The organism is Methylomonas fluvii (assembly GCF_014850975.1).
In the GTDB taxonomy this organism is placed as follows: Bacteria; Pseudomonadota; Gammaproteobacteria; order Methylococcales; family Methylomonadaceae; genus Methylomonas; species Methylomonas fluvii.
In genome coordinates, this window is sequence record NZ_JACXST010000001.1 from 1,785,147 (window position 1) to 1,802,718 (window position 17,572).

10 protein-coding genes are annotated in these 17,572 nt (G+C 53.3%); all 10 read right to left on the reverse strand.

All coding sequences use genetic code 11. From position 1 onward, the window contains the following. Positions 1 to 8: 8 nt before the first annotated feature. The 10 genes from EBB_RS08510 to EBB_RS08555 all read right to left on the reverse strand — a co-directional run bounded on the left by EBB_RS08510 (position 9) and on the right by EBB_RS08555 (position 17,354). The gene (locus EBB_RS08510) at positions 9 to 1,352 is read right to left on the reverse strand and encodes a glycoside hydrolase family 5 protein (protein ID WP_192393305.1); all 1,344 of its coding nucleotides are present in this window, start codon (positions 1,350 to 1,352) and stop codon (positions 9 to 11) included. Between the two features lie 166 nt (positions 1,353 to 1,518). Beyond that, positions 1,519 to 3,474, reverse strand: a complete 1,956-nt coding sequence (locus EBB_RS08515; protein ID WP_192393306.1) for an alpha-amylase family glycosyl hydrolase — start codon at positions 3,472 to 3,474, stop codon at positions 1,519 to 1,521. Between the two features lie 198 nt (positions 3,475 to 3,672). Next, entirely contained in the window at positions 3,673 to 4,527 is an 855-nt protein-coding gene (locus tag EBB_RS08520; protein ID WP_192393307.1) for an HAD-IIB family hydrolase, read from the reverse strand. Positions 4,528 to 4,542: 15 nt separating this feature from the next. Then, positions 4,543 to 6,681 carry an HAD family hydrolase gene (locus tag EBB_RS08525; protein ID WP_192393308.1) on the reverse strand — a complete coding sequence of 713 codons (2,139 nt, stop codon included), beginning with the start codon at positions 6,679 to 6,681 and terminating at the stop codon, positions 4,543 to 4,545. Between the two features lie 73 nt (positions 6,682 to 6,754). Next, positions 6,755 to 7,957, reverse strand: a complete 1,203-nt coding sequence (locus EBB_RS08530) for a cation:proton antiporter (RefSeq protein ID WP_192393309.1) — start codon at positions 7,955 to 7,957, stop codon at positions 6,755 to 6,757. A gap of 14 nt (positions 7,958 to 7,971) precedes the next feature. Beyond that, complete coding sequence (locus EBB_RS08535) at positions 7,972 to 9,387, reverse strand: OpgC family protein (RefSeq protein ID WP_371741542.1); 1,416 nt, start codon at positions 9,385 to 9,387, stop codon at positions 7,972 to 7,974. A 241-nt stretch (positions 9,388 to 9,628) separates the two neighbouring features. Next, on the reverse strand, positions 9,629 to 10,627 hold the full coding sequence (locus EBB_RS08540) for an HD domain-containing phosphohydrolase (RefSeq protein WP_192393310.1): 999 nt from the start codon (positions 10,625 to 10,627) through the stop codon (positions 9,629 to 9,631). A gap of 7 nt (positions 10,628 to 10,634) precedes the next feature. Next, positions 10,635 to 14,372 carry a response regulator gene (locus EBB_RS08545; protein WP_192393311.1) on the reverse strand — a complete coding sequence of 1,246 codons (3,738 nt, stop codon included), beginning with the start codon at positions 14,370 to 14,372 and terminating at the stop codon, positions 10,635 to 10,637. A gap of 563 nt (positions 14,373 to 14,935) precedes the next feature. Further along, entirely contained in the window at positions 14,936 to 16,153 is a 1,218-nt protein-coding gene (locus tag EBB_RS08550) for an MFS transporter (protein ID WP_192393312.1), read from the reverse strand. A gap of 88 nt (positions 16,154 to 16,241) precedes the next feature. After that, positions 16,242 to 17,354 carry an NADH:flavin oxidoreductase/NADH oxidase gene (locus EBB_RS08555; RefSeq protein ID WP_192393313.1) on the reverse strand — a complete coding sequence of 371 codons (1,113 nt, stop codon included), beginning with the start codon at positions 17,352 to 17,354 and terminating at the stop codon, positions 16,242 to 16,244. Positions 17,355 to 17,572 lie beyond the last annotated feature (218 nt).

Here is a 17,572-nt window from a genome sequence, read left to right on the forward strand (position 1 = left end):
TTTCAAACTCAATCCGTTACCGCTATATTTAAATTAACACCGGAAATAACCTCTTGTTCCGCCTGATTTTCTGATTTAGCGGCAACGGTTTGCGTGGGCCGCTTAACGTTTCGGCCTAAGGTTGCTTTTTGCATGGCGTTGATGACTGTTGGATTGGGTGAAAAATATTCCGGCGTGTTCCACTGACTCCATTTGTACTTGATCGTGTTGAAATCATCCGTAGCAATATTGGCAACATTGCTATTCTGCTCTGCCGTGTTGTACATGCCCCAGTTATTGCGGCCCAACACCTTATAAGACCAGGTTGTCCAATGGCTGCCGGATTCCGTGAATTGCTGAAGCCCGTAATTCCAGGATTCGGCATTGCCGAACAATGTGAACTCCCCTATAAAATGCGGTACGTTATATTCAGCACCCCATTTTTTTGCGTCCTGTATCCACCCGTCCACGGCATTCTTCATCACCATGAAGTCTTCATTGTTTTGCCATTGGTAATAGTGCAGAGAATAGACGACGTTTTCCCAGTTTTTTTCTTGAGGATTCGGCAGGGTATTCCACCACCAGATGGCTTCCATAATGATGATATGGTCCGGATCAATCGCCCGGATAGCGTGATACAGGCGATCATATAGATTGACCACCTCAGCCCCCATCCCGCCGGGAAAGGTTTCCGAGGGTTCATTTAGCAGGTCATAACCGGCTACACCCGCATTGTCTTTAAAACGCATGGCAAGGGTTTCCCAAAATTCTAGCAGTTGATTCTGATAGAGTGGAGTGGAATAAAGCAGCGTGCCGTTTTGCCGGCCAGAATGATGGGCTCCGTTTTGTGAACCCGGCGCGCCATGCAGATCCAGGATGGTGTAAAGCCCGTATTCCCGAGCTTTGTTGACGGTCCATTCAATCCTGGATAAATCAATGGCGCCTGTATCGTCCAGTCGCCAGTTGCCCCCGTCATCCATATGGTTAAGCGCGTATATGGGTAAGCGGATACAGTTGAGACCGGCGGCGGCGATGTTCTTGAAATCGGTTTCGGTGATCCATGAATCCCAGTAAGCGTGGTAGAGCTCCCAGACGGCATCCTTACCAAAACGCTTGTTAAGAATATTCCGCGCATCCCATTCATTTGACGCACCGGCTAATGGCGACATCCACGGTTCATGCCCCCGCCAGCCGCCCAGATTGGTGCCGTAAAGATGAACCTCCTTACCCCTACCATCATTGTCTTTGATAGTCGCGCCATCCACTTTCAGAAAATCTGCAGCGGAACGACCTACAGGCGACCATAGCAGCAGCGTGCAGAGTAAGACAGAAATTTTCGGTAAGAGTGGGAGAAAAACAAGGTTCAGTTTCATAATCATCACTATAGCTTGGTGGGCTCCGTCCCTTGGATTTCAGCATCGAACAAGCGTCCGTTTTTTCTCGAGCTATCGGTAAAAGCGTGGGCAACATAATCCGCAGCATTCGCGATGCCACGCCAGATTTTACAGGCTATTCAGTCAATGCCGGGTGATCTAATGATTATATTTCCGTCAACCAATAGAACTGATAACCTTGCAGCACGATCCGCCTATCATATTGCGCCGGCTTACTGCCGCTGTACACATCGATAAATTGACCAAAAGGATCGATGCCCCGACTCCTGAGCAGATATAAATCGAGGTATTGCGGGTTGGCGTCGAAATTGGCGACGACCAAAACGCGTTCCGATGGCCGGTCGTGATTGAAACGAATGAAACACAGCAAATGAGGGTTATCGACCTCGACCACTTCCCGGTTATTGAAGTCGGCGAACGCCGAGGTTTCCTTGCGGATTGCTATCATTTTTTTCATGGCATTAAACAAGCTATATTCAGTGGTGCTCTGTTTTTTTCGCAGTTCCGCTCTGTCCCAATTGATCTTGGGGCGATGTATCCAACGGTTGTCGTCGCTTTTGCCAGGGTCGTCGCGGTAGCCATAATCGTTGACGACGCCGAGCGCATCGCCGTTGTAAAGTAAGGGAATACCGCCAAAGGACAATATCAGGCTATGCAATAACAGAATCGTTTTGATCGCGGCATCGATCAAGCCCTGGTCATTCATTTCCTGACCCGCCTCCAGTCCCGCCAGGGACGCCAGCGAGCCACTGATACGGGCATCTCCGGTCGTTTCGTTACGCATGAACACCATGCCTCTGGCCGGAGACCCCTCGAACTGGCCGCTGAAATAATTGACCAGAAACTGCCGGTGCGCATAAGGCTCATATCCTGCGGCCCGGATGTCGTTATCGTCAAAGCCAAAACCGATATCGTCGTGGCAGCGCACGTAATTCAGCCAAGTAGCACGTTCCAGCTTCGCCGGCAGATTTTTTACGCCTTGATAGAGTAGTTTGGTATTTTGCGTGGCGATGGCATCCCATAGTAAGGCCATCAAGGTAGCGTTGTAGGCTATTTCGCATTCCTTGGCGATGATTGCGTCCTCGCCGAAATATTTGATGACTTCGAGCGGCGTGACGATGGCTTCGGCGATGAACAGCACGCCCGGCGCGGTGACTTGGCAGCAATCCTTCATCAGTTGCAGGATCAGATGGGCATTGCGTTCGTTCTGACAGGAAGAACCGATTTTCTTCCACAAGAAGGCGACGGCGTCGAGACGCAGGATGTCCACCCCTTGATTCGCCCAGAACAGGATGATATCCAGCATTTCGATGAACACTTCGGGATTGCTGTAATTCAAATCCCACTGGTAATGCTGGAACACCGTCATCACCCATTTTTGCATCCGGGCATTCCAGGTAAAGTTGCCTGGGGCCGATTCCGGGAAGATTTGCGGCATGGTCTGCTCGAACATATCGGGAATTTCCCGATTGTCGAAAACAAAATAGTAATCTTGGTAACGCTTATCGCCCTCGACCGCCTGGGTGGCCCATTCGTGTTCGTCGGAGGTATGATTCATGACGATGTCCAACACCAGCAGGATATCGCGTTTCCTGAATTCCTCGGCCACCCGCCGCAGATCATTCAGATCGCCTAACCTGTCGTCGATTTGCCGAAAATCGCTGACCGCATAGCCACCGTCACTCTTGCCGGTCGGACACATCAGAATCGGCATGATATGCACCAAATTGACGCCAAGTTCCTGAAAGTAGGCGGTCTTGGTGGCCAGATCAGCCAGATTGTCCGCGAAACCATTGGTATACAGCGCCATACCCACCCATTTCTGCGACAGAAACCAGTTGTGATCTTGTTCGCGCGCGATGTCGACACGTTCCAACTCGGCGGATCGATCGATATAGCCCTTGGCCATGGTTTCCACCAGTCGCAGCATTTGCGGCTTGAAGTCCTCGCGGTGACCGTATAAGTTGAAAAACAGCGAATAAATCGCATAAAAATTGGCACCCAGCCGGGTGTAGAAGTGCCGGAGATCCTGGCGCCGAATCTCAGGTTTCAGATCATCCAATATGGCGTTCAACAGCGAGTGAGAAACCTGTTCATACATAAGGTTACCTATGCGTTTGGGTGGACTCGGCAATATCCAGTGATCTTACCGTGAAGGTCATCGTGAGCGCGAAGCCCGTGTCTCGACGAAAGCCTCGCACCCACGATTATGGCTTTCATTTTCCAGGGCGATGCATCGACTTCATGACTGTTAGGACAGAGATCAATCGCCGCTTTGCCGGAAACCAGGGATTGGCGGTCAGTGTTCATAATCTTCTTCCATCCAGCGCCCGGTTTCCGGAAGATAATGAGCGATGCCTTCGAGTATACCCGCACTGTAGTTGCCGTTCATGCCCAAAAAGCCGCCTCGCGCCAGATAAAAAGCCGCTTGGTTGCCCTCTAGCCCAATCAGGGCTTGCGCCTGTTCGACCACGGCACGGTCGGCATTGGCGACCAGCACCGACGGTATCCGGCTGACGATCACCGGCAGATCGTTGCCGCTGTCGCCGGCAAATACCGTATTGCCAATATCGAAGCCCTGATGCCGCATCAAAAACTCCACGGCATGCAATTTGGTGGCCCTGGCCGGCAACACATCCAGCAGACCGGTCTCCGCCGCTTCGTCTACACTGTAAATCAGGCTGGCCGCCAGGTTTTGCGCATCCAGCCGGCTAGCCATTTCCCGGCGCAATGCCTCAGTATCACACTGCATCGACAGATAATAACTAAGTTTGAAACGGTTTTGTTTGGCCTGTTCCTGCAAGCGCAAATCCGGCAAATCGTCAAACAAGGGCCGCAAGTCCTTGGCCATCAGGCCACGCCAGTCGCTGGCGATATTGTCTTCCCAGGCGGTCCAATGCTGCCATTCTGTGGAGCCCGCTCTATAGATCGTGGTGCCGACGTCGCCGATCACCCAATCCGGCGTCGGCAAGTCGTACTCGCGTATGGCTTCCGCGACCAGTTCGCGGTGTCTGCCGCTGACATAGGCCAACGTCACCTCGGGACGCGAAACCAAACGCCGGAAAATATCGCGCGCACCCGGCGATTCCTGCTGGCTGCCGTTGGGTAGCAGAGTGCGGTCCAGGTCGGTGCAAATCAGGATACGCGTCTGCATGACATTGGCGCTTTGTCAGAGATTGAAGAAATCATAATGTTCGATGGCCTCCAGTATGCCCCAGGCATTTGACCGCTCGGCGAAATAGACTTGCTCCACGTCGGCTAAATTCGCCAGTTCCTCGCGATGGCGGTTGGCGACCACCACGCCCAGCGTGTTGCCTGCCACCATGTCGCAATCGCCGCCGGAGCCGCCCGTCGCCAGGATGCGTTCTAGTGGAATATTCCATTGCCGGGCAACATATCGTAATGCCTGCCCTTTGGAGGCTCGCGCCGGAACGATGTCCAGAAACTGCCCAAATGACAGAGTGGGATTCACCGACAATTCCTTTTGGCGCAATAAGGTCAGAATCTCGTCCATCGGCGGCGCACGCTCACTATCGTAATAATAGGAAATCTTGAAGCGGCTTTGTTCTCGCTTGGGTTGCGGTGTCAAACCGGGCAGACCACTGAGAACACGGCGCAGCACCTGTGGCGTCCACAGATGATCGATATGATAGCTCCAGGCTATATCGGCAATCAGTTGTGACGTGAAATAGATTTCGGTACCCAAGCTGGTGATCAAAATATCCGGCTTGGGAATCCGCTTTTGCTTCAAAATCGCCAAAACTGCATCCAATCGGCGTCCGGTGGCGATACCGAACAGACACTTTCGTCGCTTCTCCCTGATCAAGTTGACGAATTGTGCCAATCCCTCGTCATCCCCCAACAGCGTGTTGTCCATCGCCGTAAAAATCGCCTGCCGCCGCAGCCGGCCCACTTTTCCCGCTGGTGGCGTTTTTGGCAGGCGTTCGAAATGCTGCAACAGCGGTTGCAGTTTTTGTAGATAGGCTTGAGTATGAGCCTCCCAGGAATAATAGCGGGCGACATTCCGTAGTCCGTTGGCGGACAGTGTCCGCCAACGCTCGGGATTGTCTAGTATGCTCAGCAAGGCCTCGGCAATCGCGGTTTTGTCCAGCGGGTCCACTAACAACCCGTTATGGCAGTTGCCGATGATGTCGACCGGGCCACCGTTTTCGGTGGCCACCAGCGGCAGTCCACTGGCGGCCGCTTCCAGCAGCGTCAGTCCAAACGGTTCGGTCAGGGCTGGATTGATGAAAATCCCCTTGGCTGCCGCCGCCAGACGATAAATCTCCGCCACCTCGTCCGCGCTGTGGTGCTTGGGTAGCGCAACCCGGCCGTACAGATCATAACAATCCATCACCAGCAACAATTCGATCAACACGCCTTGCGCTCCGTCGTTCATTTCCCGGATGTCGTCACGGTTGCCGGCGACGATCACCAGGTTAGCCATCGCCTGTAAACGCGGCGATTCGCCGTAGGCTTCCAACAAGGTGACAATGTTTTTGCGTTCGTCGGGTCTGGACAAGGCCAAAATCATCGGCTTATCCGCTTCGTACAAGAATTTATTGAGTGATGCGGCAAACGCCGAATCCGCGGTTTTGGCGCTGGGCGGGTGAAATTGCTGGAGGTCCGTACCGGGCGGAATGACCGCCATCTTCTCCGGGGTGTAGTAATCGTAAAGTTCGTATTGGTCTTCGATTTCGTTGCGGGTACTGGTGATGATCAACTCGGCATTGCTCCGCGTATCTTCTTCCGCATCAATGCGCCGGGAAATGTGGTAACGCTGTTCGATCTCCTCCATTGCCAGGCCCAGCGCCAACAACCTACGGCACTTGTCCCGCCCCAAGGAATGGCCGGTATGAATCAACGGCAAACCTGTCAAATGCGCCAGTCGCACGCCAACATAGCCGGCGTCGGCATAATGGCTGTGCAACACATCCGGCCAGCGTGGCTGACGATGCAGCAAACTCAAAAGATTATCCGCGAAGCTGTCCAGATGATCCCAAAGCTCTTCCTTGCGGATATAGCCTTCCGGACCGGCATCGATACGCTGGATCTGCGCGTTTTCCGCCAATGCTTCGACGGCTTCAGCGTAATCGTCGCTGACGTCGCTGTCGACGATGCGCCGGGTAATCAAGTCCACCCGCTCGACCTGTGGCTGTGTTGCCAAGGCTTTGGCTAATTCCACGACATATTTGGTCTGCCCACCGGTATCGGCGTCGCGGCCCAATTCCAAATCATGCCCACGTATCAGGCCGTGGATGCTGATCAAGACGATATGCAGGCGTCCGGTATCTCCGTGTTCTAGCATGGTTCGCTCCGTGGACGACGTTGGTTTGCCCCGTCGACCTAGGTTAATACCGCTAAGAAATAGAGCAATCGACTTATTTCACGTAGCGGTAAAAACCTTTTAATAACATGGGCGCAAACAGGGTGGTCATGGCTATGACAATAATCAGCGCCGCGTAAACTTCGTTGACCATAATACCTGATGTGCGGCCGAGCTCGGCAAAAATCAGGCCGACTTCGCCGCGTGGAACCATGGCAATACCGATAGCTAGGCGCTCAGTCCAAGGTCCGCGCAGCACTAAGGCACCCAGCATTTTACCGAGTATAGCCACAGCCAACAGGCTGGCGGAAAACCACCAAATGAACGGCGAGGCCCAATCGATTTCACGCAGATTCAACGAAAGCCCGACCATCACGAAAAATATCGGCACGAATAATTGGATGATAGGCCGCATCTGAGCTTCGATACGCCCGGTAAAATCCAGATCTTCATGCAACGCCATAGCAAACGGCAGAAAAAAGCGCCGTGAAAGCGCTAGTCCCGCGGCAAACCCGCCCAACAATTCCGGGGCGCCCATTTCGTGGGCTAACCAGGCGAAAAACAGCACAAGAGAGACAATCAGCGTGGGGATGAGTCCGTCGGTCTGGCTGATTTTGGCAAATTGCCGGATCAGCAAGGAAATAGCTTTAGCAAACAACGGCGCCAAAACAAAGAACATGGCGATAAAGCCGATGACTTGCAGGGCATTGGCTGTGTTGATTTGTCCGACCTGCGAAAAATCGTACAGTACGGCCAGCAGCACGACGCCGAGTATGTCGTCAATCACCGCCGCGCCCAATACCACCTGTGCCTCCCAGCTGTGCTGACGTTTTAAATCGGTAAGCACGCGGACAGTAATACCGATACTGGTGGCGGTCAGGGTGCCGCCGATAAATAGCGATTCCAGCAAGTTACGATCAAACAGCCAATGGCTGAGACTGAAACCGAACACGAAGGGCCACAGAAAGCCGCTGACCGCGACGAACAAAGCCTGCCAACCGGATTTTGCTAGTTGGCGTATGTCGGTATCCAGCCCGACTTCAAACAACAGCAAAATGATGCCGATTTCCGCCAATAATTTGATGACCTGACTTGGTTCCATCCAACCTAGCAAACTGGGGCCAAGAAGAACACCGGCCAACAGTTCGCCTACGACTGGTGGGCTTTTAAGCCGCGCGAACGATTCGCCAAACAGCCGAGCGGTCAGCAGAATAACCATTAACTGCAAGAAAAACTGATGAACGGCTTGGGCTTCCATGAGCTTAAAATCGTTTAAAGCTGTTGCCGGCTGTCGATCACTTTATCGGCTTCGGTTTCTGGTGACAGCGTTTCCACTGGTTGTAAAGCCTCCTTATCAGGCTCCCGTAACTGCATGGCAAGGTCTGGCGTGGCCACAATGCCGGACGGTTGTGACTGGGTCAACATCGCTGGCAGCGCCGCTAAACCGATCAAGCAGGGCAGTGCTAAAGCTTGGTTAACCCGGCGATACCGGGGCATAAATGGCTCGAAATAGAAGCTGTTATCGCTTTGGGCCAATCTTTCCGGCTGAGAAATTTTCCAGGGCTTAGTATCCAGCCAGGACATTATTTGGCCGGCCAGCAACATCAGTCCCAAGCCGCTGAGATTGACCAAGGCCGCAGCGGACCATTCGTCGCGCCCAAGGTGGTCCAGCCAGATGCCCCCCGCATACGAGAGCACCATGGAACACAGGTAAATCGGTAAAGATTGTTGACCCATAATGACAAGGGCGCGCGGCACCGGACTGTGTAGCCACTGTGATCGCCAATGGCACAAGCGATACATCAGATAAGCCAGCGCGAGTAAATGCAACCAACGCAACACCCCCAAATGACTTTTGTCCAGCCAGGGCGTCAAGTTAGCGCGAAGCTCGCCCCAGAATTTAATCCGGGTATACGTGGCCTCATGCTCCAAAGGAATTGAAACCAGGACTAGCCCGAGGCAAACCGCTAACAGCCAGCCGTGTTTTACACTGACCTTGGCCCAGCCGGCGCCGAAGGCGTAACCGGTAAAAAACATCAGTTGCCAGTTATAGGGATTGAAATACCATTTTCGTCCACTCACTGGGTCGGCACTCAGTTCCCATCCGTAGTAATAACTGGCCCAATACAGGGTGACCGAACACGCTAAAGCCATACCGACATGCAAACGGGATACTAGCCAGAATATAGGCAGCCAAACGATCACTAGTAGATACAGCGGTAGGATGTCGAAATAATTGGGTACATATGCCAAGGTGAACAAGTCATACAGCGCTTGTTGGGTGGCGTCGAAAAAATAGGCAATGTTCAGGCGTTGAATATCATCCATTTCCGGCACCCAGCGATTACCAACTACGCAAACCAAAGCCAGCAGCACAAAAGAAGCCAGATGTGCGCTGTAAATTTGCACGCATCGGTGCAGGACGCGAACCAGTCCCAGCCAGAGTCCGGCGCGTTCAAAGCAGCGGCCGTAGGCCCGCGCGGAGGCAAAGCCGGATGAAAACACGAACACTTCTGCTGCGTCGCTGAGGCCAAATCGAGAAGGGGTATACCAAAACCAGGGATTATCGGGCATGTGATTGATAAAAATCACTATTAGTGCCAAACCTCTAAAAAAATCCAACGGCAAATTCCTGCTTTGCAGTGAAGGGTCCGGCAATGCCATATAGGTCCTTTTATCCAATAACATCGGTTGTGTGAATGACGCATTTCAGCTAAATCTTCCTGATTATAAGAATATTTCAAGTATGCCGTCATTCCAGAGAATGCTGGAGTCCCAAACCGGGAAGTCAATCCAGACTATTGGGATGTGCCTGACACTGGATTTTTTGAGGCTTTCGGATCTGGACAACCCTTGGCGAGGTGATAATTTTTGCATTTCAATGACAATACCTGCTTGGTCAGTTCGCAGATCGATAAATGCGCAGTTATCACGCCCTGGACGCCGCCTCGCATTCGGACCATTTGGCTTGAATCGCTAAGATCTCGGGTAGAACGGCAATAAAGGCCTCTATCATCGCTGGTTGAAAATGGCTGCCGCTTTCCGCTCGTATGGTGGCTATTGCTTGCTCGTTAGGCCAAGCTTCTTTGTAAGGACGTTTCATCGTCAGCGCGTCGAACACATCGACTAAGGCTGCTATACGCGCCGATTCGGGAATTAACTCGCCAGCCAGTCCATCGGGATAACCACTGCCATCCCAATGCTCATGATGGTGTAAGGCAATCTCCGCTGCCATCTTAAAGACCGGTGCATCGCTTTTGCTAAGGATGTCGTAGCCAATTCTGGGGTGGGTTTTCATGATTACCCAGTCCGCCGTATCCAAGGCGCCGGATTTCTTCAGAATCGCATTCGGGATGCCTATCTTGCCGGTGTCGTGCATCGGGGCCGCCAATTCGATGAGCCGGCATTGTTCTTCTCCCCAGCCTAGGGCATGTGCCAAGGCGCCCGCATAATCCGCCATGCGCCAGATATGCACCCCGGTATCGTTGTCATTGTAATGGCCGGCTTCACCGAGCATGTAGATGGCGTCTCGATGACTTTTTTCCAGATGGATCGCGCGTACCAAGGACAGGTGGGTTTGTACGCGCGCCCTTACTGTCGGTGATGAAACCGGTTTAACGATGTAGTCCACCGCGCCGGCCTCAAAACCAGTGACTTCATCATCGGCATCCGCCAAACTCGTGATAAAGATCACCGGAATACTTTCGGTAAGCGGATCAGCTTTTAACTGCCGACACACCGTATAACCGTCCATGTCCGGCAATTGAATATCCAATAAAATCAGGGCGGGTCGAAATTTACGGGTAGCCGCCAGTGCTTCTTGGCCATTGCGAGCAAACACCAACTTGTATTTGCCAGATAAGATTTGCTCCAGCACCCGCAAATTTTGCGGCTCGTCGTCAACAATTAAGATAGGACCGTTAGGCATGGCATGCTCACAGAGTAATAGAATGTTCAGCTGCAAGTGTCCTGACTTCAGCTTCCGCAGTTCGAAAATCGTAGTTCTCGATGGCCCGATTTAACGGTTCAAGGCTAGTGGGTCCTACCGTCTTATCAAGTTCAAGTAACAGCGGTCTAAATTCCACCATGTCATCGTTTGCCAATATAGTGAGCATCTGCGCAAGGAGTGCTTTCAGTTGTTGCCGGTCTATCGTTTTTGCTTGGGTGTTGTCTACAACGTGGTTGTCGGGGGCATATTCAGCAATCGAATCCAGTGTTTTGTCTAAAGCAGACTTTAAAATTCGCAAGGGTCCAGTCATTTCCGCGCCCCTAACTAGCTGCTGTTCGACTTCTGCCGCTTGTTTGCCAAGTTCTAGTAGGGCCAGGGTGGCCGCAACACCCTTAAGCTTATGTAGAAACGCCAGTGCTTCATCGGTGTCAGCGGATTTGATAATTTTTACGCTGTCGGCGTAATCGCGGGCAAACTTGCGTAGATATTGCCGGTAGGTGCTTGCATCCGCAAAAAGTTTTAGGCCACGTTCTACGTCCAAACTCGGTAGCTGAAGGTCTGAAGTATTGGGTTGTATGGCAAGATGGGGTTTATCCGCTGGGGCAAATTGATGGGTTCCGCCAGTCAATTTGATAATCAAGGCGATGGCGGCATCCACATCAAACGGTTTGGCAATAAAGCTGGTCATGCCGGCGGCTTGCGCCAACTCTTGTTGTTCCATAAACGCGCCGGCGGTCAGCGCCACGACGGGGAGATCGGCTAAGGCCGGTATTCGGCGGATGCGCTGGGTGGCTTCGTAGCCGTTCATAATCGGCATCTGTACATCCATCAGCACAATATCTATGCTGTTCTGATGCGCTTCCAGCCATTCAAGGGCCTGGCGACCGTGATGGGCCAATTCGACATGCGCGCCTTCGCCTTCCAGAATACGTTGTGCCACCTCGCGATTGATGTCGCTGTCATCCACCACCAAGATGCGCAAGGCGGCAAGGCGTTGCTGGACATGTTTAGGTCTGAGCGGCTCGCCGCCTTGGCGCACCCGTAATGCTCGCGCCACCGTGTTATACAGTGCCGAAGCGGTGACCGGCTTGGTCAGTAAAGCATCGACGTGGCGCATGTCAGTGTGGGTTTGCAAGGCGTTACTGGCATGAGCGGTCACCATGATGATAATCGGGTCGTGGTGGTCCTTGAGTTCGTTCCGGATTTTATTCGCGACCGTGAAGCCGTCCATGCCTGGGGTTTTGTAGTCCAGCAGCAGAACTTGATTGGGCTCTCGCGCCAGCAAACGGCTTTGGATATGCTTAAGGGCGGCCGATCCGGATCCAACTACAGTTGCGTTCCAGCCCAGCCCGGCCACAATATCTGCCAACACTTCGCGGGCAATCGGGTTGCCATGTGCGACCAATACCGGGAGATTCGCCATGTCCGGTGCGGCCAGCCAAACATCTTGGCCACGTTCAAACGTCAAGTTAAACCAAAACTCGCTGCCGCTGCCCGGGATGCTGGTGACCTGCAATTCGCCGCCCATTGCCGCGATCAGACGCCGGCAGATACTCAAGCCCAAGCCGGTGCCGCCAAATCGGCGGCTCGTCGAACTGTCGGCTTGAGAAAAAGGCGAAAAAATGTCCTGCTGTATGTCCGCCGGAATGCCGATGCCGGTGTCGCGCACTGCAAATCGCAAGGTTATCTGCTGGTCGTCTTCGGCAATTACTGCGATAGCCAGTTCTACGTGGCCTTGCTCGGTGAATTTAATCGCATTGCTGGTCAGGTTAATCAACACTTGTTCCAACCGCAGTGCGTCACCGTAAAGTTGCTTGATTTTGCTGGGGGGCTGGGCGATGATCAGCTCCAGTTCTTTTTCGCCGGCGTTCGTGGACATAATGGTCGACAAATTATCCAGAACATCCCCCAGGCGAAACGGTGCGTGTTCGATTTCCAGTTTGTCCGATTCAATTTTGGAAAAGTCCAGAATATCGTTGATGATGCCCAACAGCGAACGTCCGGCCATGCGAATCTTGCTGACCAAATGGTTTGCATCGCCCGGCAATTCGCTTTTTTCCAGCAGATATGCCAAGCCCAGTATGGCGTTCATCGGGGTGCGAATCTCGTGGCTCATGTTGGCCAGGAATGCACTTTTGGCGCGGGTGGCGGCCTCGGCCGCGCCGCGAGCGGTTTCCAGTGATTGTTCGGCTAACCGGTGCGGGGTGATATCCGTGTAAGTCAGTAAGGTCCAGCCATTACTGATGGGTTGGCCGCAAATCTCCAGATAAATGCCATTGGCTTGCTGGCGTTCAAAACACACTGTTTCGCGCGCTGCCATCATATCGATGAAGCGGTTTAGGACGTCATCAAAAGTTCGATTCGGATAGTCGCCCCGGTCAAAATTGAAGCGAATGGCATCGGCAAAATACAGAGGTTCTTTTTTGCACAGCTCGGAGGGATAACTTAAAAGTTTGCCAAACAAGCTGTTACGGAAAACGGCTTTATACGACTCGTCGTAGACCACCACACCGAAGGGCAGCACTTCTAATACTTCGTTGAGAAACTTGTTCAGGTCCTGGAGCTTTTGTTCGCGGGCTTTACGTTCGCGGTCATCCACCAAGGTGCTGCTGGAGTATAGTCCGTTACCTTCAGCGTCACAGATTAGGGTAGCGCTCACTAGAAAGGGGCGGATGCTGCCGTCCTTACATATAAAGTCCATCTGAAGATCGCGCAGACTCCCGGAATGGATGAACTCGGTAAAGAATTGCTCAAACCTGTCAATACAGTCGGGGGCCAAGAATTCTTTGATATGGTGTCCGACGAACTCCTCCTTGGCATAACCGAGCAGTGTCAGTTCGGTCTGATTGACGCGCAGGATCGTGCCGTCCATGGCCAGCGAATGGTAGCCGCAAGGTGCTTGGTTGTAGAGATCGAAAAATTCTTTGGTCCTTGCTTCGACTTTATCTTCGAGTTCTTGCGTGAGTTGCTGTAGTGCGTGTTCAGTTTGTTTGCGGTCAGTGATGTCGATCACCACGCCGCGATAAAGCAGGAGTTCGCCGCGCTCGTCCTGCAGCGGTTGACCGCGCGACAGCAAATAGTGGGTGTGGCCGTCCAATTTGGATTGCACTCGCCACTCTAACAGGACGTCGGCTTTTTGCATAAGTGCCTGGTACATAGCGTCGTGTGTTGCCGCTCTATCCTCGACGGCGATGGTACTTAGCCAGTTGTCGTAGGAGGCCTGGCAACTGTTTTGTTTAAGACCGTAGAGTCGCCATAAGCTCTCGCTCCAAAACACTTCGCCGCTGGGGACGTGCCATTCCCAGATACCGGCGTCGGCAACACTGAGCGCTTGATTCAGGCGCTGTGAATAGCTATTGACTTCAAATTTTGACAAGCGTCTGACTTCTTGCAGGGAACGATGCAGTTGCTCGAAGACAATACTGAACAGCATGCCCATCGAGAAAAATATACACATCGAGTAGATGCTGCGAGTTTCTGCGATATAAAAGGTAAAGCTGGGAGCGATAAATAGAAAATCGGCTAATGCGAGTGCGACCAGTGTTGCCAGTGCGCCGCCGACCAGACCACCCACTGCGGCGCTTAAAAATACAGAAGGGTACAGAAAAATCCAGATGGTCGGTTTTAGGATGTCCCACAGATGATATTGGAAGACTGCACCGCAAATCGGAATGGCCATCGACAGCAGAATTCTGAGTGTGCGATGTTGGACGAACGGCGGCATGGGATAGCTCCTTATGCTAATGCAAAAGGGGCATCAGCGGTTTGGCTACGTTTATTGTTATTCCCATTTTAACCAGGCGATTCGAATAATTTCTATACGCAGGATATGGGAAGGGCGGGTGTCCTTTTGGTCGGTCGCAGCTTATGCAGCCGGACTAAATTTTAGTGCATCACTGGAATTTTTGCGCCGGCGCTTAAATACCATTTGTCCTGAGCCCGCCGAGCAAGGTTGCCTTAATTTACGGGGCAGGCCAATAGTGTCAACGGGAGGCTTGGTAGCCAGTCGTGCTAATAAAATTAGACAAGGTTGAATTGCAAGGTAAATTCCTTAGCTTGAGTCAGCTTGTCCGCCTGAGAGCTGGTAATTAAGCAAAAATAGGGGGAGGAATTATGGGTCCGTATTACAGAGGCACGTCGCAAAGCACCGGTGCATTTTTTGACATGTTTTATCAGCATCCGATCTTGATGTTGGTTTTAGTGGTAGCCACGATTGGAGCAGGTTTTTTACTGATGCGCGGAAAAAAGTCTGAATAAAACCGCTGTTTTTGGCAATTGACACGAAGATTACTGGAGCTGATCAAGCTCCAGCCTGCGTAGTTTAGGCGCGCATTTAGCCGTAATCGCTACTACTAACAACGTCATGCCGCCGCCAAACACCACTGACGGCACTAAGCCAAGTAGACGCGCGGCAACCCCGGATTCAAACGCGCCAAGCTCGTTAGACGAGCCGATGAATATGCCATTAATCGCCGCCACTCTGCCGCGCATGGCGTCCGGTGTGGCTAATTGCATGATGGTGGTGCGCATCACCACCGATACCCCGTCGCAAATTCCGGATAACAGCAAGGCCAAGCCTGCTACCCAAAAGTTCGTCGATAGCGCAAAGCCGATCATACACAAGCCAAAGCCAGCCACGGCTATCAGTAACCAGCGTCCGGCGTGCTTGTTAAGTGGATATCTGGCCAGAAACAAGCCGGTCATCACCGCGCCAACGGCCGGTGCAGCGCGTAAAATCCCCAGGCCTTCCGGGCCGTAATGAAATATGTCGTGGATGAACGCCGGCAGCATGGCGACCGCACCGCCAAACAACACCGCAAACATGTCCAGCGACTGCGCGCCGAGGATGATCTGGTTATTGAATACAAAGCGTAAACCTTCGGCGATGCTGGTAAAAATCGGTGCGCTTTCCGCTGCCGGCGGTTCCTTGATGCGTAAGGACAGCAAAGCCAGTGCGGCCAGTACGCATAAACCACCGGAAATGCTGTAAGCCACAGTTTTGCCGGCCCAGCCGACCAGAATCCCTCCCAATGCCGGGCCGGCGACTAAAGCAAACTGAAACACCGAGCTTCCGAGGCCGGCAGCGCGCGCATACTGTTCGCGTTGCAAAACCAGGGCGAACAGTGCGCTATAAGACGGGCCGATAAAGGCCCGCGCCACGCCGGTGACGGCTATGGAGCCGTACATCAATACCAGCGGATTATCGGGAATCCATTGTGCCGCGATGGCGGTCAAAGTCAGGGCGTTTAGGCATAACAGCAAACACGCTGAAATTGCGAACCAGCGCCGTGAGTAATGATCGACGGCGTAACCAGCGAACAGCGCGCTGCAAAAATACGGGATGACTTCGGCCAGGCCTATCAGGCCTAAGGCCAGCGGGTCGTGCGTCAGTTCGTAGATATGCCAACCCACCACAATTGCCACGATTTGATAGGCCAGCACGATCAGTACGCGGAACGTCAACAGTTTTAGAAAAGCGGGGTTTGAAGTGCCTAAAAAACGCATGAATCTCCAATGTTGAAATACAGCCGGCTACAGCTGCACGGTCGAATTTATTTTGTGACTTATTGACTTGGTTAAGCCAGTCAAAGTCTTAGCGCTGCCGAAAGCGAATGTCGCCAAATAAAGCCTTTTGCTCGCGGGGCTGGCAGCGCCAGTATTGCGGCGGCGCTGCGACTTGGGCCCCCAGTTTGGCGGCGGCATGCCAGGGCCAGCGCGGATCGTAGAGTATGCCGCGCGCCAAGCCCACCATATCGGCCTGGCCGTCGGCGACGATGGCTTCTGCGTCTTCCGCTTCCGTGATCAGGCCGACGGCGATGGTAGGCAGGCCGGTTGCTGCGCGGATGCTCGCCGCCAGCGGCACTTGGTAATGGGGGCCGACCGGGATTTTTTGCAAAGGCGACAGGCCGCCGCTGGAGACGTGGACAAATGCGCAGCCGCGTGCTTGCAAGGCTTTAGCAAAGATCACACTTTGCGCTAAGTCCCAGCCGCCGTCCACCCAATCGGTTGCGGAAATCCTTACGCCGATGGGCATTTGCATAGGCACGGCAGCCCGCATCGCGTCGAATACCGCCAACGGGAAACGCATCCGGTTTTCCAGCGAGCCGCCGTATTCGTCGTCACGCTGATTGGATAGAGGCGAGAGGAATTCGTGCAGCAAATAGCCGTGGGCGGCGTGTATCTCGATGGCGTCCAGCCCCACTTTATGCGCGCGCTTGGCCGCCGATACAAACGCCTGCAAGATGCGTTGCAATTCGCTGGCATCGAGCGCGCTTGGCGCGGGGTCGTCCGGCATGAAAGCCAGTGCCGACGGTGCCACGGTGTGCCAGCCGCCCTGTTCGATATTGACCAGGCCGCCGCCGTCCCAGGGCGCGGCGGTGGAAGCCTTGCGGCCGGCGTGCGCCAACTGAATCGCTATCGGGATGTGCGAATATTTTCGCACCGCGCTTAAAACTCGGGCCAAAGCGGCTTCGGTCGCGTCCGACCAGAGGCCGAGATCGGCCGGCGAGATGCGGCCTTCCGGCTCCACGGCCGTGGCTTCGATAATCAACAAGCCGGCGCCGGACATCGCCAAATTGCCCAGGTGCATTAAATGCCAATCGCTGGCCTCGCCGTTGACCGCCGAGTACTGACACATCGGCGCGATGACGATACGGTTGCGCAGCGTAAGCGAGCCGAGGGAATACGGCGAAAAAAGCTGACTCATAACAGGGTACCTTTGAATAAAGTGGGTGTTAATCCAGGTTTGCAGTCTACGAGCTCGGTTCCGGCTTGGCAATGGGAAGGGCTAGCATTTAAGCCTGTCGCACAGGGTCGAATTTATGACAGGAATGGGTGCTGAATTTGCCGCATTCGTTGTAACTTGGCCTGGCTTGCTATAATGCCGGCTTTTCCAATTCATCGGGTCGATAATTGTGGACGTTA

Coding starts and splice junctions, on each gene's coding strand:
- EBB_RS08510 (WP_192393305.1), bottom strand. CDS start 1,352: ATGAAACTGAACCTTGTTTTTCTCCCACTCTTACCGAAAATTTCTGTC.
- EBB_RS08515 (WP_192393306.1), bottom strand. CDS start 3,474: ATGTATGAACAGGTTTCTCACTCGCTGTTGAACGCCATATTGGATGAT.
- EBB_RS08520 (WP_192393307.1), bottom strand. CDS start 4,527: ATGCAGACGCGTATCCTGATTTGCACCGACCTGGACCGCACTCTGCTA.
- EBB_RS08525 (WP_192393308.1), bottom strand. CDS start 6,681: ATGCTAGAACACGGAGATACCGGACGCCTGCATATCGTCTTGATCAGC.
- EBB_RS08530 (WP_192393309.1), bottom strand. CDS start 7,957: ATGGAAGCCCAAGCCGTTCATCAGTTTTTCTTGCAGTTAATGGTTATT.
- EBB_RS08535 (WP_371741542.1), bottom strand. CDS start 9,387: ATGTTATTGGATAAAAGGACCTATATGGCATTGCCGGACCCTTCACTG.
- EBB_RS08540 (WP_192393310.1), bottom strand. CDS start 10,627: ATGCCTAACGGTCCTATCTTAATTGTTGACGACGAGCCGCAAAATTTG.
- EBB_RS08545 (WP_192393311.1), bottom strand. CDS start 14,372: ATGCCGCCGTTCGTCCAACATCGCACACTCAGAATTCTGCTGTCGATG.
- EBB_RS08550 (WP_192393312.1), bottom strand. CDS start 16,153: ATGCGTTTTTTAGGCACTTCAAACCCCGCTTTTCTAAAACTGTTGACG.
- EBB_RS08555 (WP_192393313.1), bottom strand. CDS start 17,354: ATGAGTCAGCTTTTTTCGCCGTATTCCCTCGGCTCGCTTACGCTGCGC.